At 62.1% G+C, this 23,513-nt stretch carries 21 protein-coding genes; 14 read left to right on the top strand and 7 right to left on the bottom strand.

The window, feature by feature from the left end; genetic code table 11:
* Nucleotides 1–14 precede the first annotated feature (14 nt).
* Together U9R80_RS26180 and U9R80_RS26175 are read right to left on the bottom strand one after the other, a co-directional pair.
* Nucleotides 15–332 (bottom strand): cell division protein ZapA, encoded by a 318-nt coding sequence (locus U9R80_RS26180; RefSeq protein ID WP_301838737.1) that lies wholly within the window; start codon nt 330–332, stop codon nt 15–17.
* On the bottom strand, nt 329–538 hold the full coding sequence (locus U9R80_RS26175; RefSeq protein ID WP_028942368.1) for a TIGR02449 family protein: 210 nt from the start codon (nt 536–538) through the stop codon (nt 329–331). Before U9R80_RS26175 ends, U9R80_RS26180 begins: the two co-directional genes overlap by 4 nt.
* 152 nt (nt 539–690) lie before the next feature.
* Between U9R80_RS26175 and U9R80_RS26170 the strand changes: the two genes are divergently transcribed.
* The 10 genes from U9R80_RS26170 (at nt 691) to gcvP (ending at nt 12,931) form a co-directional block, all read left to right on the top strand.
* Nucleotides 691–1,245 carry a YecA/YgfB family protein gene (locus U9R80_RS26170; protein WP_301838735.1) on the top strand — a complete coding sequence of 185 codons (555 nt, stop codon included), beginning with the start codon at nt 691–693 and terminating at the stop codon, nt 1,243–1,245.
* Nucleotides 1,246–1,269: 24 nt separating this feature from the next.
* Nucleotides 1,270–2,604 carry a Xaa-Pro aminopeptidase gene (pepP, locus tag U9R80_RS26165; RefSeq protein ID WP_301838734.1) on the top strand — a complete coding sequence of 445 codons (1,335 nt, stop codon included), beginning with the start codon at nt 1,270–1,272 and terminating at the stop codon, nt 2,602–2,604.
* Nucleotides 2,601–3,794: a 2-octaprenyl-6-methoxyphenyl hydroxylase gene (gene ubiH / locus U9R80_RS26160; protein WP_301838733.1), complete on the top strand. Its 1,194-nt coding sequence runs from the start codon at nt 2,601–2,603 to the stop codon at nt 3,792–3,794. The genes pepP and ubiH overlap by 4 nt, the downstream gene beginning before the upstream one ends.
* 2 nt (nt 3,795–3,796) lie before the next feature.
* The gene (locus U9R80_RS26155) at nt 3,797–4,279 is read left to right on the top strand and encodes a DUF4442 domain-containing protein (protein WP_301838732.1); all 483 of its coding nucleotides are present in this window, start codon (nt 3,797–3,799) and stop codon (nt 4,277–4,279) included.
* A 9-nt stretch (nt 4,280–4,288) separates the two neighbouring features.
* On the top strand, nt 4,289–5,506 hold the full coding sequence (locus U9R80_RS26150; protein ID WP_301839172.1) for a 2-octaprenyl-3-methyl-6-methoxy-1,4-benzoquinol hydroxylase: 1,218 nt from the start codon (nt 4,289–4,291) through the stop codon (nt 5,504–5,506).
* Between the two features lie 102 nt (nt 5,507–5,608).
* Entirely contained in the window at nt 5,609–6,610 is a 1,002-nt protein-coding gene (locus tag U9R80_RS26145) for an extracellular solute-binding protein (protein ID WP_301838729.1), read from the top strand.
* Nucleotides 6,611–6,718: 108 nt separating this feature from the next.
* Nucleotides 6,719–8,341, top strand: coding sequence for an ABC transporter permease (locus U9R80_RS26140; RefSeq protein WP_301838728.1), 1,623 nt, complete (start codon nt 6,719–6,721; stop codon nt 8,339–8,341).
* A 123-nt stretch (nt 8,342–8,464) separates the two neighbouring features.
* Nucleotides 8,465–9,547 carry a glycine cleavage system aminomethyltransferase GcvT gene (gene gcvT / locus U9R80_RS26135; RefSeq protein ID WP_301838727.1) on the top strand — a complete coding sequence of 361 codons (1,083 nt, stop codon included), beginning with the start codon at nt 8,465–8,467 and terminating at the stop codon, nt 9,545–9,547.
* 45 nt (nt 9,548–9,592) lie between these two features.
* Complete coding sequence (gene gcvH, locus U9R80_RS26130; protein ID WP_301838726.1) at nt 9,593–9,976, top strand: glycine cleavage system protein GcvH; 384 nt, start codon at nt 9,593–9,595, stop codon at nt 9,974–9,976.
* A gap of 81 nt (nt 9,977–10,057) precedes the next feature.
* Complete coding sequence (gcvP, locus tag U9R80_RS26125) at nt 10,058–12,931, top strand: aminomethyl-transferring glycine dehydrogenase (RefSeq protein ID WP_301838725.1); 2,874 nt, start codon at nt 10,058–10,060, stop codon at nt 12,929–12,931.
* 60 nt (nt 12,932–12,991) lie between these two features.
* Here the strand turns inward: gcvP and U9R80_RS26120 are convergent, their stop codons facing one another.
* The 3 genes from U9R80_RS26120 to U9R80_RS26110 all read right to left on the bottom strand — a co-directional run bounded on the left by U9R80_RS26120 (nt 12,992) and on the right by U9R80_RS26110 (nt 15,417).
* Nucleotides 12,992–13,306: a DUF2388 domain-containing protein gene (locus tag U9R80_RS26120; protein WP_301838723.1), complete on the bottom strand. Its 315-nt coding sequence runs from the start codon at nt 13,304–13,306 to the stop codon at nt 12,992–12,994.
* A 53-nt stretch (nt 13,307–13,359) separates the two neighbouring features.
* Nucleotides 13,360–15,012 carry a GspE/PulE family protein gene (locus tag U9R80_RS26115; RefSeq protein ID WP_301838722.1) on the bottom strand — a complete coding sequence of 551 codons (1,653 nt, stop codon included), beginning with the start codon at nt 15,010–15,012 and terminating at the stop codon, nt 13,360–13,362.
* 87 nt (nt 15,013–15,099) lie between these two features.
* On the bottom strand, nt 15,100–15,417 hold the full coding sequence (locus U9R80_RS26110) for a hypothetical protein (RefSeq protein WP_301838721.1): 318 nt from the start codon (nt 15,415–15,417) through the stop codon (nt 15,100–15,102).
* 125 nt (nt 15,418–15,542) lie between these two features.
* Between U9R80_RS26110 and U9R80_RS26105 the strand changes: the two genes are divergently transcribed.
* Nucleotides 15,543–16,013 (top strand): Lrp/AsnC family transcriptional regulator, encoded by a 471-nt coding sequence (locus U9R80_RS26105; RefSeq protein ID WP_028942354.1) that lies wholly within the window; start codon nt 15,543–15,545, stop codon nt 16,011–16,013.
* Between the two features lie 3 nt (nt 16,014–16,016).
* Here the strand turns inward: U9R80_RS26105 and U9R80_RS26100 are convergent, their stop codons facing one another.
* Entirely contained in the window at nt 16,017–17,408 is a 1,392-nt protein-coding gene (locus U9R80_RS26100; RefSeq protein ID WP_301838719.1) for a CYTH domain-containing protein, read from the bottom strand.
* Nucleotides 17,409–17,533: 125 nt separating this feature from the next.
* Here U9R80_RS26100 and argE point away from each other — a divergent pair, with 125 nt between their 5' ends.
* Together argE and argA are read left to right on the top strand one after the other, a co-directional pair.
* Entirely contained in the window at nt 17,534–18,691 is a 1,158-nt protein-coding gene (gene argE / locus U9R80_RS26095) for an acetylornithine deacetylase (RefSeq protein ID WP_301838717.1), read from the top strand.
* Between the two features lie 115 nt (nt 18,692–18,806).
* Complete coding sequence (argA, locus tag U9R80_RS26090) at nt 18,807–20,105, top strand: amino-acid N-acetyltransferase (RefSeq protein ID WP_301838714.1); 1,299 nt, start codon at nt 18,807–18,809, stop codon at nt 20,103–20,105.
* 61 nt (nt 20,106–20,166) lie between these two features.
* On the opposite strand, the gene U9R80_RS26085 is transcribed toward argA, so the two are convergent.
* Nucleotides 20,167–21,543: a glutamine synthetase family protein gene (locus U9R80_RS26085; RefSeq protein WP_136478641.1), complete on the bottom strand. Its 1,377-nt coding sequence runs from the start codon at nt 21,541–21,543 to the stop codon at nt 20,167–20,169.
* A gap of 602 nt (nt 21,544–22,145) precedes the next feature.
* Between U9R80_RS26085 and U9R80_RS26080 the strand changes: the two genes are divergently transcribed.
* Nucleotides 22,146–23,504, top strand: a complete 1,359-nt coding sequence (locus U9R80_RS26080; protein WP_028942349.1) for a glutamine synthetase family protein — start codon at nt 22,146–22,148, stop codon at nt 23,502–23,504.
* Nucleotides 23,505–23,513: the final 9 nt, after the last annotated feature.

The raw sequence follows: 23,513 nt of genomic DNA, 5'->3' as shown, positions 1-23,513 counted from the left end.
CAGTATACTGAAACTCAACTGGTTTTTGTATCCGCATCGTCGGCCAGCGCCTGGTCGACACGATCGAGCAGGTCACGCACCTGTTCACGGGTCGCGCCACCGGCGGGTACTTCCGGGCGTTCCTGGTTGTGCAGCAGGTCGTGGGTAATGTTCAACGCCGCCATCACGGCGATACGGTCGGCGCCGATCACTTTGCCGCTGCTGCGGATCTCGCGCATCTTGCCATCGAGGTAGCGGGCAGCACTGACCAGGTTGCTGCGCTCTTCGGGCGGACAGATGATCGAATACTCTTTGTCGAGGATCTGAACGGTGACGCTATTGCTTGAACTCATGAGTCTTGCTCCAGGGCCTTGAGCCGCGAAATCATCGATTCGACCTTACGCCGGGCGATTTCGTTTTTTTCGATGAGGTGGGCGCGCTCCTCGCGCCAGGACTTTTCCTGAGCTAATAGGAGTGCATTTTGCCGTTTTAGTTGCTCGACTCGCTCAATCAGCAGCTCGAATCGGCCCATCAGCGTTTGCAGATCGTTCTCTTGCATTGGTTGCCACTCGATTCGGTCTGGCGGGTGGTTGCCCGGATTATGCCCCGGCCTGCCCCGAGTTGGCCGCGTCGATGGTCTTGGCGCGCCTGCCGGTGCTAGGATACAAGGTCTTCATTCTAGTCATTGCGCCGTCTGGCGCCTAGTTGCCCATGCCCAATACCAATTCGCCGTACACCGCCTTCGCCACCTTGCTCAACAGCAATGGGCATCCTGTTTCCCCTGCCGAACTGCACGGGCTGTTGCTCGGGCGCAGCTGTGCCGGCGCTGGCTTCGATGCTGAGGGCTGGTTGGCTGACGCCGCACAGCTGCTCGAGGTCGAACCTTCTGACAACGTTCGTAACGCTTTGATCGGGCTGCAGGAAATGGTCAAGGGCGAACTCACCAGCGACGATATCACCGTCGTGCTGTTGTTGCCCGGTGACGATCTGCCCCTGACCGACCGCGCTGCCGCGCTGGGTCAATGGTGCCAGGGGTTCATTTCCGGTTTCGGCCTGAACGCCGGCGGCAAGGAGCTGAGCACCGAAGCGAAGGAAGTGCTGCAGGACCTGGTCGCCATTTCTCAGGTGCAAGACGCCCTGGAAGAATCCGAAGACGGCGAAAACGACTATATGGAAGTCATGGAATACCTGCGCGTCGCTCCGCTGCTGCTGTACACGGAGCTGGCCAAGCCAGTCGAGCCTGCCGCCAAACCTTCGCTGCATTGATTCTATAGAGGGACCCACCTGCCCATGAGCCATATCCCCAAGTCGGAATACGCCCGTCGACGCAAGGCGCTGATGGCGCAGATGGAGCCCAACAGCATTGCCATATTGCCTGCCGCCGCGGTTGCCATTCGCAACCGTGACGTTGAGCATGTGTATCGACAGGACAGCGACTTCCAGTACCTGAGCGGCTTTCCCGAGCCCGAGGCGGTGATTGCCCTGATCCCCGGCCGGGAGCACGGCGAATTTGTGCTGTTCTGCCGCGAGCGCAACCCGGAGCGCGAGCTCTGGGATGGCCTGCGCGCCGGCCAGGAAGGCGCGATCCGCGACTTCGGCGCCGACGACGCCTTTCCCATTACCGATATCGACGACATCCTGCCCGGCCTGATCGAAGGCCGCGACCGGGTCTATTCGGCCATGGGCAGCAATCCCGAGTTCGATCGGCACCTGATGGAGTGGATCAACGTGATCCGCTCCAAGGCCCGCCTCGGAGCCCAGCCGCCGAAAGAATTCGTTGCCCTGGATCATCTGCTTCACGACATGCGCCTGTATAAATCGGCAGCAGAAGTGAAAGTGATGCGCGAGGCCGCCGAGATTTCCGCGCGCGCCCATGTGCGGGCCATGCAGGCCTGCCGCGCGGGTTTGCGCGAGTACAGCCTGGAAGCCGAACTGGACTACGAGTTCCGCAAGGGCGGGGCGAAGATGCCGGCCTACGGCTCGATCGTTGCTGCCGGGCGCAACAGCTGCATCCTTCACTACCAGGAGAACGATGCACTGCTCAAAGAGGGCGACCTGGTGCTGATTGACGCCGGGTGCGAGATTGATTGCTACGCCAGTGACATTACGCGCACTTTCCCGGTCAGCGGCCGGTTTTCGCCGGAACAAAAGGCAATCTATGAGCTGGTGCTCAAGGCCCAGGAGGCAGCCTTTGCGGTGATCGCTCCAGGCAAGCACTGGAACCATGCCCATGAGGCAACCGTGCAGGTGATTACCGAAGGGTTGGTGGAGCTTGGCCTGCTCAAGGGTAAGGTCGAGGAACTGATCGAGAGCGAGGCCTACCGGGCCTTTTATATGCACCGCGCCGGGCACTGGCTGGGCATGGATGTACACGATGTCGGCGAATACAAGGTGGGTGGCCAGTGGCGCGTGCTTGAGTCGGGCATGGCCCTGACCGTGGAACCGGGTATCTACATCGGTGCCGACAACCAGAGCGTCGCAAAGAAATGGCGTGGCATTGGTGTACGTATCGAGGATGACGTAGTGGTAACCAAGCAGGGCTGTGAAATCCTGACCTCCGGCGTGCCGAAAACGGTCGCCGAAATCGAAGCCGTGATGGCTGCAGCGCGCAGTGTCGCGGCATGAGCCGGGTGAACCTGGCAATTATCGGTGGTGGCCTGGTTGGCGCCAGCCTGGCCCTTGCCTTGCAGGCCGGCGCCAAGGCGCGTGGCTGGAGCATTCTGCTGATCGAGCCCTTCGCGCCGGGCGATACCTATCAGCCAAGTTATGACGCACGTTCCTCGGCGTTGTCCTTTGGTACCCGCCAGATCTACGAGCGCTTGGGGCTTTGGCAGCAGATCAGCCGACGCGCCGAGCCTATTCGGCAGATCCAGGTTTCCGACCGCGGTCGCTTCGGCGCCACGCGCCTGGATGCGCTGGAGGAGGGCGTCCCGGCCCTGGGCTATGTGGTGGAAAACGCCTGGCTCGGCCAATGCTTGTGGAAAGGCCTTGATGCCGACGTGGTCAGCTGGCGCTGCCCGGCGCAAGTCACCGCGATGCAGGCCCTCGAAGACGGCTATCGGCTGTCGCTCGATGATGACACCACCGTTGAGTGCGACCTGGCCGTCCTGGCCGATGGCGGCCGTTCGGGGCTGCGTGAACAACTGGGCATTCATGTCAGCCAGCGGCCGTATAACCAGAGCGCGCTGATCGCCAATATCACCCCGAGCGAAGCCCATTGCGGGCAGGCGTTCGAGCGCTTCACCGATGAAGGCCCGATGGCCCTTCTGCCGTTGCCGGAAAACCGCTGTGCGCTGGTCTGGACCCGCGCCGGCATGGACGCAAAGCGCCTGGCCGAGCTGGACGAACGCAGCTTCTTGTCCGAGTTGCAGGGCGTGTTCGGTTATCGCCTGGGCACGTTGCGTCAGGTCGGTGCGCGGCATCTGTACCCCTTGTCATTGGTTGAAGCGCAGGAACAGGTGCGCTCGCACCTGGTCGTGCTGGGCAATGCTGCTCACAGCCTGCACCCGATCGCCGGGCAAGGATTCAATCTGTCGCTGCGCGATGTGCAGTCACTGGCCGAAGGGCTGCTGGCAGGCCCGGCGGTCCCCGGCGATTTCGCCACCCTGCAGGCCTACCGCGAGCGTCAGCGCCTGGATCAGGACCTGACGGTGGGCTTCTCCGACCGCGTTACCCGGTTGTTTGGCAGCGCGCAGCCGTTGGTGGCTGCCGGACGTAACCTGGGGCTGCTGGGCCTGGATCTGTTGCCGCCGGCCAAGCGCTGGTTCGCCCGTCAGGCCATGGGCCTAGGAACCCGTCCGGACCCGCGGAGCTGAGTATGAGCGACTCGCGAAAACTGGCACGGCGTGCGCGCCTGCTGCGCTGGCGGCTGAATTTCTACCCGCCATACATCGGTGCCGGTATCCGCGTGCTGAGCATCAGCCCTGACCTGCACCAGGTGAAGGTGCGCATGGGCCTGCACTGGTTCAACCGCAACTATGTCCATACCCAGTTCGGCGGCAGCCTGTATTCAATGGTCGATCCGTTCTACATGCTGATGCTGATGGAGCTGCTGGGCCGCGAATACATCGTCTGGGACAAGGCCGCCAGCATCGACTTCATTTCACCGGGCAAAGGCCCGGTTTTTGCCGACCTACACATAGATGACGCCTTGCTGAGTGATATTCGCGAGCACACCGCAGGCGGCAAGAAATACCTGCCACGACTTCAGGTCGATATCCGAGATGCTGCCGGCGAGCTGGTGGCACGGGTCGACAAAACCCTTTATGTGCGGCTCAAGCCGCAAGCGAGACAGGCTTAAGGCATGGAAATGCGCGCAGATCTGTTGATTGTCGGTGCCGGTATGGTCGGCAGCGCCCTGGCCCTGGCATTGCAGCACAGCGGCCTGGACATACTCCTGCTCGATGGCAGCCCGCTGTCGATCAAACCCTTCGATGACCAGTCTGCCTTCGAGCCGCGCGTCAGCGCCTTGTCGATGGCCAGCCAGCGCATCCTCGAACGGGTGGGCGCCTGGCAGGGCGTCAGCGATCGACGTTTGAGCCCTTACTCGGACATGCGTGTCTGGGATGGCAGCGGCACCGGCCAGATCCACTTCTCAGCCGCCAGTGTGCACGCCGACGTACTGGGGCACATTGTCGAGAACCGCGTGGTGCAGGATGCGTTGCTCGAGCGCCTGCACGACAGCGAAATCGGCCTGCTGGCCAACGCGCGACTGGAACAGATGCGCCGTTCGGGTGACGACTGGCTGCTGACACTCGCCGATGGCCGCACCTTGCGTGCACCCCTGGTGATTGCTGCTGATGGCGCCAACTCTGCAGTGCGCCGCCTGACCGGTTGCGAAACCCGCGAGTGGGATTACCTGCATCACGCCATCGTCACCAGCGTGCGCTGCGCCAAACCGCACCAGGCGACGGCCTGGCAGCGTTTCACCGATGACGGTCCGCTGGCCTTCCTGCCGCTGCTGCGCGATGGCCAGCAAGACTGGTGCTCGATTGTCTGGTCGACCACGCCGGAGCAGGCCGAGCACCTGATGAGCCTGCCAGACGACGCCTTCTGTGCCGAGCTTGAGCGCGCCTTTGAAGGCCGACTCGGCGCGGTGCTGCAGGCCGACCCTCGGGTCTGTGTGCCGTTGCGCCAGCGTCATGCCAAGCGTTATGTGGCCGAAGGCTTGGCCCTGATCGGCGATGCCGCTCACACCATCCACCCGCTGGCCGGGCAGGGCGTCAACCTGGGCTTTCTCGATGCCGCCGTGCTGGCCGAGGAGCTGCAACATGCCTATGAACGCGGCGAGCGGTTGGCCGATGTACGTGTGTTGAGCCGCTACGAGCGCCGGCGCATGCCGCACAACCTGGCGCTGATGGCGGCCATGGAGGGTTTCGAGCGCTTGTTCCAGGCCGACCCACTGCCGCTGCGCTGGTTGCGCAACAGTGGCCTGAAATGGGTCGAGCAACTGCCCGAGGCCAAGGCGCTGTTCGTTCGCCAGGCCATGGGCCTGAGTGGTGATCTGCCGGAACTGGCACGCGCTTGATGTTTCGGTAACATCTGGTAACTCCTCCCTGGTGAGTTCGGTTGAGAAGGCAAATGGGATTAACTACCATTTGCGCCTCTATTTATCTCCGAGGACCGCACCATGTTGCCACGCAAGCACGTTTTGGCCGCCCTGGCTCTGACCCTGTTGGGCGGCACAGCCCAGGCGGCGGACGAGGTGGTGGTGTATTCCTCGCGCATCGACGAGCTGATCAAGCCGGTGTTCGACGCCTACACCGCCAAGACCGGCGTGAAGGTGAAGTTCATCACCGACAAGGAAGCGCCGCTGATGCAGCGCATCAAGGCTGAAGGCCAGAATGCCACCGCCGACCTGCTGCTCACCGTCGATGCCGGTAACCTCTGGCAGGCCGAGCAGATGGGCATCCTGCAGCCGATCAAGTCCGATGTCATCGACGCCAACATTCCCAAGCAGTACCGCGCCACGTCCCACGACTGGACCGGCCTGAGCCTGCGCGCCCGGACCATCGCCTACTCCACCGAGCGGGTCAAACCGGAAGAGCTGAGCACCTATGAAGCCCTGGCCGACAAGAACTGGGAAGGTCGCCTGTGCCTGCGTACGGCGAAGAAGGTTTATAACCAGTCGCTGACCGCCACCCTGATCGAAACCCACGGCGAGAAGAAAACCGAGGAAATCATCAAGGGCTGGGTCAACAACCTGTCCACCGATGTGTTCTCCGATGACACCGCGCTGCTGCAGGCCATCAATGCCGGCCAGTGCGATGTCGGTATCGTCAACACGTACTACTACGGTCGCCTGCACAAGGAAAACCCGAATCTGGCCGTCAAGCTGTTCTGGCCTAACCAGGCTGACCGCGGTGTACACGTCAACCTCTCGGGTATCGGCCTGACCAAGTACGCACCGCATCCAGAGGCTGCCAAAAAGCTGGTCGAGTGGATGACCGGTGAAGAAGCCCAGAAGCTCTTCGCGGATGTGAACCAGGAATTCCCGGCCAACCCTAAAGTGAAGCCATCGGAAGAGGTCGCCGCCTGGGGCTCGTTCAAAGCTGACTCCATCCCGGTGGAAATCGCTGGCAAGCGTCAGGCTGAAGCCATTCGCTTGATGGATCGGGCTGGCTGGAACTAAGCGCAAGGCTTTATCCTTCATGAGGCCGCTCCTGTATTTGCAGGAGCGGCCTTGTGCCGCCTGATGGGATCGCGGGGCAAGCCCGCTCCTACTATCGAGATTTTTGTTTTGGCTCACCCCGCCCAACGCCGCTGGTATCCCCTGGTTTTTGTCATTGCTGCCCTGGTGCTGCTGCCCCTGAGCGTGCTGCTGTTGTCCTGGCAGTCGATCGACATGCAGATCTGGTCGCACCTGCTCGACACCCAGATGAGCCGCTTGTTGGGCAACACCCTGACGCTGATTGTCGGTGTGGGCATGGGCGTTACCGTGCTGGGCGTGAGCCTGGCCTGGCTCACCAGCCTCTGCGAATTCCCCGGGCGACGCTGGCTGGACTGGGCACTGATGCTGCCGTTTGCCATCCCCGCGTACGTGCTGGCGTTCGTTTTTGTCGGCCTGCTGGATTTTTCGGGACCGGTGCAAACCCTGCTGCGTGAGTGGTTCGGCCCCCTGCGCTTGCCACGGGTGCGCTCCACCGGCGGGGTGATCATTGTCCTGGTGCTGGTGTTCTACCCCTACGTCTACCTGCTGGCGCGCACCGCGTTCATGGCCCAGGGCAAAGGCCTGATGGAGGCTGCGCGGGTGCTGGGTCACTCGCCCTTGCAAGCGTTCTGGCGAGTGGCAATGCCCATGGCCCGCCCGGCCATCGGTGCGGGTGTCGCCTTGGCGTTGATGGAGACGCTGGCGGATTTCGGCGCCGTCTCGGTGTTCAACTTCGACACCTTCACCACCGCGATCTACAAGACCTGGTACGGCTTCTTCAGCCTTTCCAGTGCGGCTCAACTTGCCAGTCTGTTGCTGTTGGTGGTGATGCTGGTGTTGTACAGCGAGCGGCGAGCCCGTGGCGCGGTACGTGGCAGTAATGAGCGGCCAAGGGGCAAGGCGCTGTACCACCTGCGTGGTATCAAGGCGCTGGCAGCCAGTGGCTGGTGCCTGCTGGTGTTTGCCTGCGCGTTTGTCATTCCGGTTGTCCAGTTGTTGGTGTGGTTCTGGCAGCGGGGGCGGTTTGACCTTGATGAGCGGTATGCCGCCTTGATCCTGCATACCCTCTACCTGGGGACGATGGCGGCGTTGATCACGGTGTGTGTGGCGCTGGTGCTGGCCTTTGCCCGGCGTCAGGCGCCGACCACGGCCATAGGGGCCGGTGTCGGCCTGGCCAACCTTGGCTATGCACTGCCAGGCTCGGTACTGGCGGTGTCGATCATGTTGGCGTTCAGTTACCTCGACAACCACTTGGTCGTTCCGCTCTCGACCTGGCTGGGAGGTGCAGGCAGGCCGTTGCTGCTGGGCAGTCTGTTCGCGTTGTTGCTGGCGTACCTGGTGCGCTTCATTGCTGTGGCCTACGGCCCGCTGGAAAACAGCCTGGACCGGATTCGGCCGTCGCTGCCCGAGGCCTCCCGCAGCCTGGGTGTCAGTGGCCCAAGATTGTTTTTCAAGGTGTATCTGCCGTTGCTGGTACCCGGCGCCTTGAGTGCAGCCTTGCTGGTGTTCGTCGATGTGCTCAAGGAAATGCCAGCGACCTTGCTGATGCGCCCGTTCGGCTGGGACACACTGGCGGTGCGCGTATTTGAAATGACCAGCGAAGGCGAATGGGCGCGGGCCTCGTTGCCTGCCCTGACGCTGATCCTGGTCGGCCTGTTGCCGGTCATCGGTCTGATTCGACGTTCAGCCAGGCACATCGGTCAAACGCGCTGAAGGGTGTAAGCCTTTCAGCTTGCAGCTACAATGCGCGGCATTCGCTGCGGTCGGTCCTACAGACCAGGTAGCTGCAACGCTGCCTTCAGCCGCTAGCTTCGCCACGCCCGGAAGGAGAAACCCATGGGACAGCGTACGCCTCTTTATGACCTGCACCTGGCGCTAGGCGCCAAGATGGTCGATTTTGGCGGTTGGGACATGCCCCTGCATTATGGCTCGCAGGTCGAGGAGCACCATCAGGTGCGCCGTGACTGTGGGGTGTTCGATGTTTCCCATATGACCGTGATCGATGTTCAAGGCGCGCAGGCCGAAGTCTGGTTGCAGCATCTGCTGGCCAACGACGTCGGTCGTTTGAACGAACCTGGCAAAGCCCTGTACAGCACCATGCTCGACGAGCAAGGCTTTGTGATCGACGACATGATTGTCTACCGCTGCGATGACGGTTATCGCCTGGTGGTCAACGCCTCGACCCGCGACCAGGACATGGCCTGGCTCGATGCCTGCAAAGGCAGCTACGAGGTCGAGCTGCATGAGCGTCCGGAACTGGCCATTCTTGCCATTCAGGGTCCCGAAGCCAGGGCCAGGGTCGCCGAATTGGTCAGCGCGGCGCGCTCCGCCCTGATCCGCGACCTCAAACCCTTTGGAGGCCGTGCCGAAGGTGACTGGTTTATCGCTCGCACCGGCTACACCGGTGAAGACGGCCTGGAAATCATCCTGCCGGCCCTGCAGGCCCCGGCGTTCTTCAACGACCTGGTGGGCGCGGGCATCGCCCCAAGCGGCCTGGGGGCACGCGATACCTTGCGCCTTGAAGCGGGCATGAACCTGTACGGCCAGGACATTGACCAGGCCCATACCCCCCTGACCTCGAACCTTGGCTGGAGCATCGCCTGGGAGCCGGCCGGTCGCGACTTCATTGGCCGCAATGGTTTGCTGGCGGAAATCGAGCACGGCGTCGAGCAGAAACTCGTCGGCCTGGTGCTCGAGGAGCGTGGCGTACTGCGCGCCCATCAGGTGGTTCGCGTCAACGGTATTGGCGAAGGAGAGATCACCAGTGGTAGTTTCTCCCCTACGCTGAGCAAGTCGATCGCGCTGGCGCGGGTGCCGATGGCAACCGCCGATCGTGCCGAGGTGGAGATTCGCGGCAAGTGGTACCCGGTGCGGGTGGTCAAGCCGACCTTCGTGCGCCATGGCAAGATTCTGATCTGAACCTATTCTGGCGGGCTTACCGCTGACCCTATCGAGGACAACAAGATGAGCAATATCCCCGCCGACCTGCGTTTTGCCGAAAGCCACGAGTGGGCCAAGCTGGAAGCCGATGGCAGCGTGACCGTGGGCATCAGCGACCACGCCCAGGAAGCCCTGGGTGACGTGGTATTCGTCGAACTGGCGGAAATCGGCAAGGTGTTCGTCGCAGGCGATGCTGCCGGCGTGGTCGAGTCGGTCAAGGCAGCCTCGGATATCTACGCGCCGGTCAGCGGCGAAGTGATCGCGGTGAACGAGGCGCTGGCCGACAGCCCTGAGTCGCTGAACAGCGATCCGTATGGCAGCTGGATCTTCAAGCTCAAGCCGAGCGACAAGGCCGAACTGGACAAGCTGCTCGACGCTGCCGGCTACAAAGCCGCCATCGGCGAATAGTTTTCACACAAAGCGGCAATCTCTTCCTAGACTCAATATGCCTCGACTGGTCGGGGCTTGGTCTAGGAAGAGAGAGCCGCTATGTCCCAGTCGCCGTCCCTGAGCCAACTGCACGACCCCAATCCTTTCCTGCGTCGCCACCTGGGCCCTGATGCCCCGGAGCAGCAGGCCATGCTCGAGGCCCTTGGCCTGAGCAGCCGTCGCGAACTGATCGAACAGACCGTCCCGCCGGGCATTCGCCTGAATCGTCCTCTGGACCTGCCCGCTGCCCTGGACGAACAGGCCGCCCTGAACAAGCTCAGGGGCTACGCCGAACAGAACCAGGTGTGGACCAGCCTGATCGGCATGGGCTACCACGGCACGATCACGCCGACAGTCATCCTGCGCAACGTCCTTGAGAACCCGGGCTGGTACACCGCCTACACGCCTTATCAGCCGGAAATCGCCCAAGGCCGACTCGAAGCGCTGTTGAATTTTCAGCAAATGATCATCGACCTCACGGGGCTCGACCTGGCCAATGCCTCCTTGCTCGATGAGGCCACCGCCGCGGCCGAAGCCATGGCCCTGGCCAAGCGCATGGCCAAGTCGAAAAGCAATGTGTTCTTTGCCGATGAACACTGTCACCCGCAAACACTCTCGGTGTTGCAGACCCGCGCCGATGGCTTTGGCTTCGAGCTGGTCGTCGATGCCGTGGATAACCTTGGCAACTACCAGGTGTTCGGGGCACTGCTGCAGTACCCCGATACCCATGGCGAGATCCGCGACCTGCGCCCGTTGGTGGAGCAGCTGCACAAACAGCAGGCCCTGGCCTGCGTGGCTGCCGACTTGCTGAGCTTGCTGATGTTGAGCCCGCCCGGCGAACAAGGCGCCGATGTGGTGCTCGGTTCATCGCAGCGCTTTGGTGTCCCCATGGGCTATGGTGGGCCCCACGCGGCCTACTTTGCCTGTCGTGATGAATTCAAGCGGGCCATGCCTGGACGCATCATTGGCGTCTCCAAGGATGCCCGGGGCAATGTGGCGCTGCGCATGGCGTTGCAAACCCGTGAGCAACATATTCGCCGCGAAAAGGCCAACTCCAACATCTGTACCGCGCAAGTGCTGCTGGCCAACATTGCCGCGTTCTATGCGGTCTATCACGGCCCGGAGGGCCTTCTGCGCATTGCCCAGCGGGTGCATGCCCTGACCTTCATCCTGGCCGCGGGCCTTGAGAGCAAGGGCATCAAGCGCGTCAATCAACACTTCTTCGACACCTTGACCCTGGACGTCGGTGGTAGCCAGACAGCAATTATCGAAAGCGCCGAAGCGGCGCAGATCAACGTGCGCATACTGGGGCGCGGTCACCTGGGCGTCAGCCTCGACGAAACCTGCGACGAAGCCACCGTGCTGCGCCTGTTCGATATTTTTCTGGGCGCCGACCACGGCCTGGATATCGCCAGCCTCGACGCCCTGGCACAGCCCGAGGGCATTCCCGCCGCGCTGGTGCGCCGCTCTGCGTTCCTTACCCACCCCGTGTTCAATCTGCATCACAGCGAAACCGAGATGCTGCGTTATCTCAAGCAGCTGGAGAACAAGGACCTGGCGCTGAACCAGTCGATGATTCCTCTGGGCTCCTGCACCATGAAACTCAACGCCAGCAGCGAGATGATCCCGATTACCTGGCCTGGCTTTGCCAGCGTGCACCCCTTTGCCCCAGCGGGGCAGGTGCAGGGCTACAAGGCCATGATCGATGAGCTTGAGGCCTGGCTGTGTGCGATCACCGGTTTCGATGCTATTTGCATGCAGCCCAACTCGGGCGCCCAGGGCGAATACGCCGGGCTGATGGCCATTGCCAAGTATCACCGCAGTCGTCACCAGCCCCAGCGCGACATCTGCCTGATTCCCTCGTCGGCCCACGGTACCAATCCGGCCTCGGCGCAGATGGCGGGCATGCAGGTGGTGATCGTCGAGTGCGACGAAGCGGGCAACGTCGACCTGACCGACCTCAAGGCCAAGGTGCAGGCGGCCGGTGAGCGCTTGTCATGTCTGATGGCGACTTATCCGTCGACTCATGGGGTGTATGAAGAGGGCATCAGTGAAATTTGTGAAGTTATCCACAAGCAGGGTGGCCAGGTGTACATGGACGGGGCCAACCTCAATGCCCAGGTGGGTTTGACCCGGCCCGCCGATATCGGCGCCGATGTGTCGCACATGAACCTGCACAAGACCTTTTGCATTCCCCACGGCGGCGGTGGGCCGGGCATGGGGCCGATCGGCGTGCGGGCGCACCTGGCACCGTTCGTGGCCAGTCATCCGGTCGTCCCGGTTCCCGGTCCCGATCCACAGAACACCGCCGTCAGTGCCGCGCCCTGGGGTAGCGCGAGCATTCTGCCGATCAGCTGGATGTACATCGCCATGATGGGCCCGCAACTGGCGGATGCCAGCGAGGTGGCGATTCTTTCGGCCAACTACCTGGCCGAGCAGTTGGGCGGGGCTTTCCCGGTGCTGTACCGCGGGCGCAACGGGCGAGTGGCCCATGAGTGCATCCTTGATCTGCGACCGTTGAAGGCGCTGACCGGAATTACCGAAGAGGATGTGGCAAAACGGCTGATGGACTACGGCTTTCATGCACCGACCATGTCGTTTCCGGTGCCGGGCACCTTGATGGTCGAGCCGACCGAAAGCGAGTCGAAGGCCGAACTGGATCGCTTTGTCGAAGCAATGCTGTGCATTCGTGCGGAAATTCGTGAAGTGCAGGACGGCAATTGGCCGGCCGAAGACAATCCGCTCAAGCATGCGCCGCATACGCTGGCGGATGTATTGGGGATATGGGAGCGTCCCTACAGCATTGTTCAGGGCATTGCGCCCAGCAACCATGTGCGCTTGCACAAATACTGGCCGGCGGTGAATCGGGTCGACAACGTGTTTGGTGACCGGAACCTGTTCTGTGCGTGCGTGCCGGTGGAGGACTATCGTTGATCGCGGGGCAAGCCCGCTCCTACAGACTGAGTAGGAGCGGGCTTGCCCCGCGATGCTTTATCACTCGCTTACCGCATTCTTGGCCAGAATCGCGTGGGCCAACTCCATGTCACTCACGTCCAGGCCTGGATTGTCGGCGCGTACTTTCAGCATCGCCGCTTCCAGGTACGGGCCACGGATCGCACCTTCGCTGGCCACAAAACTACCGGCATCGTCCTGGGCGGCAACGACCAGTTTGTGGTCCTTGGAGGTCAGGTAGGAGGAGGCGGTGGTTGCGCCGGAGGAAATGACATTGCGCCAGAACGTATCGGCCATGGCCGAACCGACAGGCAGGGACAGCAGGGCAAGGGTTGCGACTGCAAATTTGAAACGCATTGCGGGTGACTCCAGCTGAGTTGAACTGAGCGCTTTGATCGAATCACCACCCTCTAGTTCCCTGGCGCCACCCGTAACACTTCGGCCGCTGATGTGAGGCCCTGCGCCACCTTGTGCGCGCCACTCTGGTGCAGGCTGCGCAGGCCATCATCACCTGCCTGCCGACGAAGAGCGGCCAGGTCGGTATCGGTGCCGATACGGCTACCGAACGCGGCGCTGACGCACAGCACTTCATGGATACCTGTACGGCCGTGATAGCCGGTTTGCCGGCATTCGTTGCAGCCCCTGGCCTGATAGCCAGCCTCGTGCGCGGGTAGCGGCTGCTTGCAGGCATTGCACAGCGTGCGCACCAGGCGTTGGGCCATCACCCCGATCAGTCCGGCCTTGATCAGATGGGGAGCGATGCCCAACTCCAGCAGGCGGGTGATGGCGCTGCAGGCGTCGTTGGTGTGCAGGGTGGAAAGCACCAGATGACCTGTGAGCGCAGCCTGGAACGCCACCTGGGCCGTCTCCAGGTCACGTATTTCGCCGATCATGATGATGTCCGGGTCTTGCCGAAGCAGGGCGCGGGCCCCTTCTGCAAACCCCAGGTCGATGGCCGGGTGCACCTGCAATTGATTGAACGTCGGTTCAACCATTTCGATCGGGTCTTCGACGGTACACAGATTGACCTCAGGTGTGGCCAGGTACTTGAGGGTGGCGTACAGGGTGCTGGTTTTGCCGGAGCCTGTGGGGCCGGTTACCAGGATCAAGCCGTGACGCTGGCCTATCAAGCGCTGCCACAGCATCAGGTCGTCGCCTTCCAGGCCCAACTGGGGAAAGTCCTGCTGCAACAGGAACGGATCGAAGATGCGCAGCACCAGTTTTTCACCGAAGGCGGTGGGCAGGGTCGACAAACGCAGCTCGACTTCGCTGCGGGCGCTGAGCCGGGTCTTGATCCTGCCGTCCTGTGGGCGCCGCTTTTCGGCGACATTCATGCGCCCCAGTGTTTTCAAGCGACTGACGACGGCCAGCGTGACGTCGCTGGGGAACTGATAGATCGGGTGCAGCAATCCGTCGATGCGAAAGCGCAGTTGGCCGTGATCGCGCCGGGGTTCAATGTGGATATCACTGGCACGCTGGTCGCAGGCGTACTGCAACAGCCAGTCGACGATGGTGACAATATGGGTTTCGTCATTGTCGTGCCGCGCCGTGTTGCTGCTCGCCGCATTGACCGAGCGTGCCAGCTGGCAGAACGTCTGGCCGAACTGGCGGATCTGCACGGGGCTGGCCAGTACGCGCTTGATCGGACGGCGCAGCACCTGGGCCAGATCCACCTCCCAGGAGCGCACAAAGGGCTGCGCGCTGGCCACCGTGACGCAGTGGGTATCGACGGCGACGGCCAGGATTCCATGGCGTCGGGCAAAGGCAGCGGACATCAGCTCGGCCGTCGCGCTCAGGTCAAGCTGCAGGGGGTCTACATACAGATAGGGTTGCTCGGCACGTTCTGCCAACCACTGGCACAGGGTGTCCAGGTCAAGGCGCTGGCCGGCACGGCGTGGGTCGGGCAGGTTCTGGCGGGCGATCGGTTCAAGGGGATGCTCATCCTCGGCCAGCACATGCGTGCCCAATTGTCGGGCTGCGGCGGGGGTAATGAGTTGGGCGTCGAGCAGGTCGGTCAGCAGGCTGTCCAGGCTCAGCCAGCGATCCTGAGAGGGAGTGGGCATGTGGCGTCCTTGCCTTTGCCTGAAGGGGTGGCACAGCAAGAGTAGTCGATCAAATCAATCAGTGCGGTCGGCAAGCGACCTCAAGCATTACAAGGTTTGCGCTGGCTGCAGCAGAACATGGTCGACGCAAATCAGATTGCGCATTTTTTGAGCAATGAGCTCAGCCCGATGCCAGCTCAGTCCGGTGATCTCTATCTCGACTGCCAGAAGGTCGTCCTGCTGTTTCATCTGCATTTTGTGCGGGGTGAGAAATTGCAGCGCGAACAGGTTCAGTACGCGGCACAGGCTGTCGGACTCGGCCTCCACTTGCAGGTGATATCGCACATTGCGGTGGGCGGTGCTGGCGGCCCAGACGTCTTCACGCAGCGGTGTCAGGGGGCTGTCGAAACGTTCGAGTGCGCTCATGGGAATCTCCGGAATCAGTGGGGAAATTTTTACATGCGCACGGCGGAAATTTTTCTCTATGATCGGCAGTTATCCAGGCATTACGAATTGTTCAATTCGTAGGGTGTCGTTCAAGAGGAAAAAATATGCAAAGTGAGTTGGACGCCTATGATCGGCGCATCCTGGCCCTGTTGCAGGAGGATGCCTCGCTTTCCAGTGCACAGATCGCCGAGCGCGTAGGGCTCTCGCAGTCGCCGTGCTGGCGGCGGATTCAGCGCATGAAGGAGGAGGGGGTGATTCGCGGCCAGGTGACCCTGCTCGATCGCAAGAAGATCGGCCTGAACACGCAGATTTTCGCCGAGGTCAAACTCAATGCCCACGGCCGCAGCAACTTCACCGAGTTCACCGAGGCGATTCGCGGTTTTCCTGAAGTGCTGGAGTGTTATGTGTTGATGGGCGCGGTGGACTTTCTGTTGCGCATTGTCACCCCGGACATCGAAGCCTACGAACGGTTCTTCTTCGAGAAGCTGTCGATGGTGCCGGGGATCCAGGAGGTCAACTCGATCGTGGCCTTGTCTGAGATCAAGTCCACGACGAGTCTGCCGGTGCTGCGCTGAGTCTTACTTGCGCAGCAGGTGTTTCCAGCCACGGCTCTGGAACACGGCCATGGCCTGGTCTGCACGGGCTTCAAGGACCTCGGTGCGCACGTCAGTTTCCACTTCGTCGCTGATTGGCAGGTTGGCCAGCTCGTGCAGCTTGTTCAGTTCACCGAACAGGCGGTCCAGGTCCGGGCTCTCCAGCACCTGGCGGGCATGGTGCAGCCAGGCCAGCAGGCGCTCGATACGTGGCAGTTGCTCGGCCAGGTCTTCAGGCTGGCGATGGTACAGGGGCAGTTGCAGGTCTTTGGCTTCGTCAGCCAGCAGCACGTTCAGCCAGTTGGCCAGCTGTGCGGCGCCTTGGCGGTCGCCGCGCTTGTTGCGCTCGACGGTCCAGCCGCGGGCCAGCAGCCAGCGCGAAGTGTCCAGGGAGAACTGACCCCAGCGCGTGTCGAGCAGCTCTTCGGCGAACTGCTCGGGCGCTGCACGGCGTACGTCTTCGTCGTCGTTGCCGGCCAGTACCAGTGGGCGCCAGTCTTCCAGCAAGGCGTCGAGGCTGGCCCGCAGCGCACGGGTGGTCGCACGCGGTGCGGCCTGACCCAGGCTGCTGGCCAGGGCGCGCAGTTCGGACAGGGCCAGGACCCAATCCTGCAGCAGGCGCCAGTGACCGTTGAAACGGTACTGCTCGGCAAGGCGCTGGCTGCTGCACAGCAGTTGCCAGGCCAGGGCGGCGAAGGCGTCGTCCAGCGACATTTCGGCGTTCAGCTCGGCGCCAGGCAGGCTCAGGGCGTAGCTGCTCGGGTCGAGCAGGCGATAGCCGCGCTCGGCCTTGCTGATGTCACACGGGAACAATGGCAGCGTGGCGGCCAGCTCGGCGGCTAACTCCAGCAGTGCTTCTGGCTCGCCTTCGCGCAGTTCCAGTTCCAGCTCGCAGATTTCTTCCTTCTGCTTGCCGGCGACGACGGTGCCCAGGTCCAGGGCTGCCTCGATCACTACTTTGGCCTTGCCGCGACCCCAGGCGATTTCCGCGTACTCGCGGGTGAAGTCGGTGGTGAACAGCGCCTTGATGGCTTTTTTGTCCACGTCGGCCAGTTCAGCCGGCCAGCATTGCTCGTCGAGTTTCTTCAGGTCCAGCTTGGCCTTGGGCAACTCCCATTCGTGCTCGTTGCGCTGGGACAGGCCGGCGACGCTCTGGCCGCGGGTCTTGAGGGTCTGGATGACCACGTCACCGTCGCGGCGCAGGCGCAGGGCGACCTTGGCCGCGGCCAGATCACGCTCCGGGGTGTCGAAGTACTGGTTCAGCAGTTCGCGCTGCTGCCAGCCAGACTTGTTGCGCTTCTTCAGCAATGGGTGCTCGCGCAGAGCAGCGAGGGTCTCGCGGCTGACCCGCAGTTTGATTTCGGTTTCTTTATGCATTGCTGGTGATCCAGGCTCGAATGACAGGGAGCGTCGTGGGGCGCAGTGTACAGGAGTCGGCTCGTGGCGGTTTATTCCCGGTGCCCGATGGCCCTATGATGGGCCAAGCCCCGTGGAGAATGCGCATGCCGTTGCCATCGCTCAAAGACCAGTTCGCCGCGCTGATTGCCGCGCCCTCGGTCAGTTGTACCCAAGCTGCGCTGGATCAATCCAACCGTGCGGTGATCGACTTGCTGGCCGGCTGGCTGGGAGACCTTGGTTTTACCTGCGATATCCAGCAGGTCACCCCGGGCAAATTCAACTTGCTGGCCTCCTACGGCAGCGGTCCGGGCGGTCTGGTGCTGGCCGGGCACAGCGATACCGTACCTTACGATCCCGGGCTGTGGCAGACCGACCCGCTTAAACTGACCGAGGTAGACGGCCGCTGGGTCGGCCTTGGCAGTTGCGACATGAAGGGCTTCTTCGCCCTGATCATCGAGGCGGTGCAGCCGTTGCTGGCCCATGACTTCAAGCAGCCGCTGCTGATCCTCGCCACGTGCGACGAAGAGAGCTCGATGTCAGGTGCCCGCGCCCTGGCTGAAGCGGGCCGGCCATTGGGCCGGGCGGCTGTGATCGGTGAGCCGACCGGGCTCAAGCCGATTCGCCTGCACAAGGGCGTGATGATGGAACGCATCGATATTCTTGGCCGCAGTGGCCATTCGTCGGACCCCAGCCTGGGCCACAGTGCGCTCGAGGCCATGCATCAGGTCATGGGCGAGCTGATGGGGCTGCGCCGGCAATGGCAGAAAGAATTCAACAACGCCCAGTTCAGCGTGCCGCAACCGACGATGAACTTCGGCTGTATCCATGGCGGTGACAACCCCAACCGGATCTGCGGCCAGTGCGCCCTGGAGTTCGACTTGCGGCCATTGCCGGGCATGGACCCTGAAGCGCTGCGCGCCGCCATCCGGCAGAAACTGGCGCCGCTGGCCGAGCAGCATCAGGTAAGGATCGACTACGCGCCGCTGTTCCCGGAGGTACCGCCGTTCGAGCAGGCGGCCGATGCCGAACTGGTGCGAGTAGCCGAACGTCTGACCGGTCATCGCGCCGAAGCGGTAGCCTTCGGCACCGAAGCGCCTTATCTTCAGCGCCTGGGATGCGAAACCCTGGTGCTGGGCCCTGGCGACATCGCCTGCGCCCACCAGCCGGGTGAGTACCTTGAAATGTCACGCTTGCAGCCTACCGTGCGTCTATTGCGTGATTTGATCGAACATTATTGCCTGAGCCCGGTCATTACCCGTTGAGTTCAGCCGTTTTCCCAAGGAGATTGCGCGTGACGCCAAGCCTGTTCCGACGATAACCCTTCGAGCGCTGTGTGCTTTCCCGTACTTGTCTCTATTTTCTACAGGCTCTGTGGTTATGCCCGAATACGTCAATTGGCTGCGTCATGCTTCGCCTTACATCAATGCCCACCGCGACTGCACCTTTGTGGTCATGCTTCCCGGTGACGGGGTCGAGCACCCCAACTTCGGCAATATCGTCCACGACCTGGTCCTGCTGCACAGCCTGGGGGTTCGCCTGGTGCTGGTGCACGGCTCGCGTCCGCAGATCGAAAGCCGCCTGGCCAGCCGTGGCCTGACCCCGCATTACCATCGCGGTATGCGCGTCACGGATGCGGCGACCCTGGAATGCGTGATCGACGCCGTGGGGCATCTGCGCATCGCCATCGAAGCGCGCCTGTCGATGGACATGGCGGCCTCGCCGATGCAGGGTTCGCGTTTGCGCGTAGCGGCTGGCAACCTGGTCACCGCGCGGCCGATTGGCGTGGTCGAAGGGGTGGACTACCACCACACCGGTGAAGTGCGCCGGGTTGACTGCAAAGGTATCAATCGCCTGCTCGACGAGCGCTCGATCGTGCTGCTGTCGCCATTGGGCTATTCGCCCACGGGCGAGATCTTCAACCTGGCCTGCGAGGATGTCGCCACCCGCGCGGCCATCGAGCTGGACGCCGACAAGCTGCTGCTGTTCGGCGCCGAGCGTGGCTTGCTCGACGAGCAGGGGCGGCTGGTGCGTGAGCTGCGTCCGCAACAGGTGCCGGCGCACCTGCAACGCCTGGGCAGCGATTACCAGGGCGAGTTGCTCGACGCGGCGGCCGAAGCCTGCCGCGGTGGCGTGGCGCGCAGCCATATCGTCAGCTATGCCGAAGACGGCGCTTTGCTGACCGAACTGTTCACCCGCGACGGTGGCGGCACCCTGGTGGCCCAGGAGCAATTCGAGAAGGTGCGCGAGGCGGCGATCGAGGATGTCGGCGGTTTGCTCGACCTGATCAGCCCACTGGAGGAGCAGGGCATTCTGGTGCGTCGTTCACGCGAGGTGCTGGAGCGCGAGATCGAGCAGTTCAGTGTGGTTGAGCGTGAAGGCATGATCATCGCCTGTGCGGCGCTGTACCCGATTGCAGACTCCGAGGCCGGAGAGCTGGCGTGCCTGGCGGTGAATCCTGAGTATCGTCATGGCGGTCGCGGCGACGAGTTGCTGGAGCGCATCGAGACGCGGGCGCGGGAGATGGGGCTCAATACGCTGTTTGTGCTGACGACGCGGACTGCGCACTGGTTCCGCGAGCGGGGCTTTGTGCCAAGCGGAGTCGAGCGGCTGCCGGCGGCGCGGGCGTCGCTGTACAACTATCAGCGTAATTCGAAGATTTTCGAGAAGTCGCTTTAAATGCATCGCGGGGCAAGCCCGCTCCTACTGCTGTAGGAGCGGGCTTGCCCCGCGATTGTTTTTACACGGTATGCAGATACCAGTTGTACTCAAGGTCGGAGATGGAGTGTTCAAACTCTTCCAGCTCACTTTCCTTGCAGGCCACGAAGATATCGATGTACTTCGGATCGATGTACTTGGCCAGGATCTCGCTGTCGTCCAGCTCGCGCAGTGCATCACGCAGGTTGTTCGGCAGGCTCTGCTCGTTCTGCTCGTAGGAGTTGCCTTCGGTTGGCGCACCCGGCTCGACCTTGTTGGTCAGGCCATGGTGAACACCGGCCAGCACGGCCGCCATCAGCAGATACGGGTTGGCATCGGCACCGGCAACGCGGTGTTCGATACGTACGGCGTCTGGTGCGCCGGTTGGAACGCGCAGGGCAACGGTACGGTTGTCCAGGCCCCAGCTTGGCGAGTTAGGCACGTAGAACTGGGCACCGAAACGGCGGTACGAGTTGACGTTCGGGCACAGGAACGCCATCGATGCCGGTAGGGTCTCGAGCACACCGCCGATCGCGTGACGCAGTGCGGCGTTCTGCTCGGGATCCTCGCTGGTGAAGATGTTCTTGCCATCCTTGTCCAGCACCGAGATATGGACATGCAGACCATTACCCGCCTGGCCCGGGTAGGGCTTGGCCATGAAGGTGGTGTCCATCTCATGGTCGTAGGCGATGTTCTTGATCAGGCGCTTGAGCAATACCGCGTAGTCGCAGGCCTTCATCGGGTCGGCAACGTGGTGCAGGTTGACTTCAAACTGCGCCGGGGCGCTTTCCTTGACGATGGCGTCGGCAGGGATGCCCTGCTCCTTGGCGCCTTCGAGGATGTCCTGCAGGCAGTCGACGTACTCGTCCAGGTCGTCGATCAGGTAAACCTGGGTCGACATCGGGCGTTTGCCGGAGATTGGCGAGCGTGGTGGCTGTGGACGACCGTTAACGTTCTCCTGGTCGATCAGGTAGAACTCCAGCTCGAACGCGGCGCAAATGGTCAGGCCCATCTCGTCGAACTTGCTCACGACCTGGCGCAGGACTTCCCGCGGGTCGGCAAAGAACGGCTCGCCTTCGAGTTCGTGCATGGTCATCAGCAGTTGCGCGGTAGGGCGTTTCTGCCAGGGTTCGTTGGACAGGGTGTCCGGGATTGGATAGCAGATGCGGTCGGCATCGCCGATGTCCAGGCCCAGGCCGGTGCTTTCGACCGTGGAGCCGTTGATATCCAATGCGAAGAGCGAGGCCGGCAGGTTGATGCCTTTCTCGTAAACCTTGTGGAGGCTGGTGCGCTCGATGCGCTTGCCACGCACCACACCATTCATATCTGCAATCAGAAGGTCAACGTAGAGAACCTCAGGATGTTCCTTAAGGAACGCGTTCGCTTCGTTAAGCTGAACGGCACGCGGGGGTACCGACATGATGCAACACCTTTGTTGTTAAAAATATCAATCAATGGGGGCTTGCAGGTTCAGTCAATCCGAAAGCCATGCTGAAGTCAAGCCAACCCCATGATGCCCTAAAATGGCCTCGAAGCGGCATTTTTGCTGCAATAGAGGGCGCGAGCAAGGACTCCTTTCGTACGGTATCGGCTGTTTTAAGCGGGCCGTGTTCTATTTTTTACGGGGGTGTTGTGTAAAAAAATGAACAAGGCTAAGCTCGGTGGCAACCCATAACATCAATAATACCGGGGGTTACATGTCACGCTTGCCGACAACTGGCATCACCGTCTGCCGTTCGCAGATTGGTCTGAAAGCATTCCTCGCGAGTGGCCGACGCCACGCGCCAGCGGCGTGCGCCCCGGCTGAAATAATTGACGGCTTGAGCGTCCTGCTCGCTGTCGACACCTCATCGAACGACCTCTGCCTTCACTATAGCGGGCTCATCAGCCTTACGGGTAATACCCGTCGCGGTCTCCCCGCGTCTGGCTTTTGCTTTAGCTCCGAGGGGCATCCAGAATGTCTGGGACGGCCCACTCCGGGTGTCCTGACGACTGTCCAGACATTTACCTCCTGAGGTATTTATGAGTAACAACCTCGACCAGCTCACCGATTGGTTGAAAGAACACAAGATCACCGAAGTGGAGTGCTTGATCAGCGACCTCACCGGGATCACCCGTGGCAAGATTTCTCCAACCAACAAGTTCATCGCCGAAAAAGGCATGCGCTTGCCCGAGAGTGTCTTGCTGCAGACGGTTACCGGCGACTATGTCGACGACGACATCTATTACGAGCTGCTGGACCCGGCGGACATCGACATGATCTGCCGCCCTGACGAGAACGCGGTGTTTCTCGTGCCTTGGGCCATCGAGCCTACGGCCCAGGTGATCCACGACACCTACGACAAGCAGGGCAACCCGGTCGAGCTGTCGCCACGCAACGTGCTCAAGAAGGTACTCAAGCTCTATGCCGACAAGGGCTGGCAGCCGATCGTGGCGCCAGAGATGGAGTTCTACCTGACCAAGCGCTGCGAAGACCCGGACTTCCCGCTGCAGCCGCCGATCGGCCGCTCCGGCCGCCCGGAAACCGGCCGCCAGTCGTTCTCCATTGAAGCCGCCAACGAATTCGACCCGCTGTTCGAGGACGTCTACGACTGGTGCGAGCTGCAGAACCTGGACCTGGACACGCTGATCCACGAAGACGGCACCGCGCAGATGGAAATCAACTTCCGTCACGGCAACGCCCTGGCCCTGGCCGACCAGATCCTGGTGTTCAAGCGGACCATGCGTGAAGCGGCGCTCAAGCACAACGTCGCCGCCACCTTCATGGCCAAGCCCATGACCGGCGAGCCGGGCAGTGCCATGCACTTGCACCAGAGCATCATCGACGTCCACACCGGCAAGAACATCTTCTCCGATGAAGACGGCCGCATGAGCGAGCTGTTCCTCAATCACGTCGGGGGTCTGCAGAAGTTCATCCCGGTGGTACTGCCGCTGTTCGCCCCGAACGTCAACTCGTTCCGCCGCTTCCTGCCCGACACCTCGGCGCCGGTAAACGTCGAGTGGGGCGAGGAGAACCGTACCGTGGGCCTGCGCGTACCGGATGCCGGCCCGCAGAACCGCCGTGTGGAAAACCGCTTGCCAGGCGCTGACGCCAACCCGTACCTGGCGATTGCCGCCAGCTTGCTGTGCGGCTACATCGGCATGGTCGAAGGCATCAAGCCAAGTGCGCCCGTGCAGGGCCGTGGTTATGAGCGGCGCAACCTGCGCCTGCCGCTGACCATCGAGGATGCGCTGGAGCGCATGGAAAACTGCCAGGCCCTGGAGCCGTACCTGGGCAAGAAATTCATCACCGGCTACGTCGCCACCAAGCGCGCCGAACATGAAAACTTCAAACGCGTAATCAGCTCCTGGGAACGTGAGTTCCTGCTGTTTGCGGTCTGATCAACCCGG

The sequence above is a fragment of the Pseudomonas sp. JQ170C genome, from assembly GCF_035581345.1.
GTDB lineage: Bacteria > Pseudomonadota > Gammaproteobacteria > Pseudomonadales > Pseudomonadaceae > Aquipseudomonas.
This window is presented reverse-complemented; position numbering and strand designations above follow the sequence as displayed.

Coding starts and splice junctions, on each gene's coding strand:
- U9R80_RS26180 (WP_301838737.1), bottom strand. CDS start 332: ATGAGTTCAAGCAATAGCGTCACCGTTCAGATCCTCGACAAAGAGTAT.
- U9R80_RS26175 (WP_028942368.1), bottom strand. CDS start 538: ATGCAAGAGAACGATCTGCAAACGCTGATGGGCCGATTCGAGCTGCTG.
- U9R80_RS26170 (WP_301838735.1), top strand. CDS start 691: ATGCCCAATACCAATTCGCCGTACACCGCCTTCGCCACCTTGCTCAAC.
- pepP (WP_301838734.1), top strand. CDS start 1,270: ATGAGCCATATCCCCAAGTCGGAATACGCCCGTCGACGCAAGGCGCTG.
- ubiH (WP_301838733.1), top strand. CDS start 2,601: ATGAGCCGGGTGAACCTGGCAATTATCGGTGGTGGCCTGGTTGGCGCC.
- U9R80_RS26155 (WP_301838732.1), top strand. CDS start 3,797: ATGAGCGACTCGCGAAAACTGGCACGGCGTGCGCGCCTGCTGCGCTGG.
- U9R80_RS26150 (WP_301839172.1), top strand. CDS start 4,289: ATGCGCGCAGATCTGTTGATTGTCGGTGCCGGTATGGTCGGCAGCGCC.
- U9R80_RS26145 (WP_301838729.1), top strand. CDS start 5,609: ATGTTGCCACGCAAGCACGTTTTGGCCGCCCTGGCTCTGACCCTGTTG.
- gcvT (WP_301838727.1), top strand. CDS start 8,465: ATGGGACAGCGTACGCCTCTTTATGACCTGCACCTGGCGCTAGGCGCC.
- gcvH (WP_301838726.1), top strand. CDS start 9,593: ATGAGCAATATCCCCGCCGACCTGCGTTTTGCCGAAAGCCACGAGTGG.
- gcvP (WP_301838725.1), top strand. CDS start 10,058: ATGTCCCAGTCGCCGTCCCTGAGCCAACTGCACGACCCCAATCCTTTC.
- U9R80_RS26120 (WP_301838723.1), bottom strand. CDS start 13,306: ATGCGTTTCAAATTTGCAGTCGCAACCCTTGCCCTGCTGTCCCTGCCT.
- U9R80_RS26115 (WP_301838722.1), bottom strand. CDS start 15,012: ATGCCCACTCCCTCTCAGGATCGCTGGCTGAGCCTGGACAGCCTGCTG.
- U9R80_RS26110 (WP_301838721.1), bottom strand. CDS start 15,417: ATGAGCGCACTCGAACGTTTCGACAGCCCCCTGACACCGCTGCGTGAA.
- U9R80_RS26105 (WP_028942354.1), top strand. CDS start 15,543: ATGCAAAGTGAGTTGGACGCCTATGATCGGCGCATCCTGGCCCTGTTG.
- U9R80_RS26100 (WP_301838719.1), bottom strand. CDS start 17,408: ATGCATAAAGAAACCGAAATCAAACTGCGGGTCAGCCGCGAGACCCTC.
- argE (WP_301838717.1), top strand. CDS start 17,534: ATGCCGTTGCCATCGCTCAAAGACCAGTTCGCCGCGCTGATTGCCGCG.
- argA (WP_301838714.1), top strand. CDS start 18,807: ATGCCCGAATACGTCAATTGGCTGCGTCATGCTTCGCCTTACATCAAT.
- U9R80_RS26085 (WP_136478641.1), bottom strand. CDS start 21,543: ATGTCGGTACCCCCGCGTGCCGTTCAGCTTAACGAAGCGAACGCGTTC.
- U9R80_RS26080 (WP_028942349.1), top strand. CDS start 22,146: ATGAGTAACAACCTCGACCAGCTCACCGATTGGTTGAAAGAACACAAG.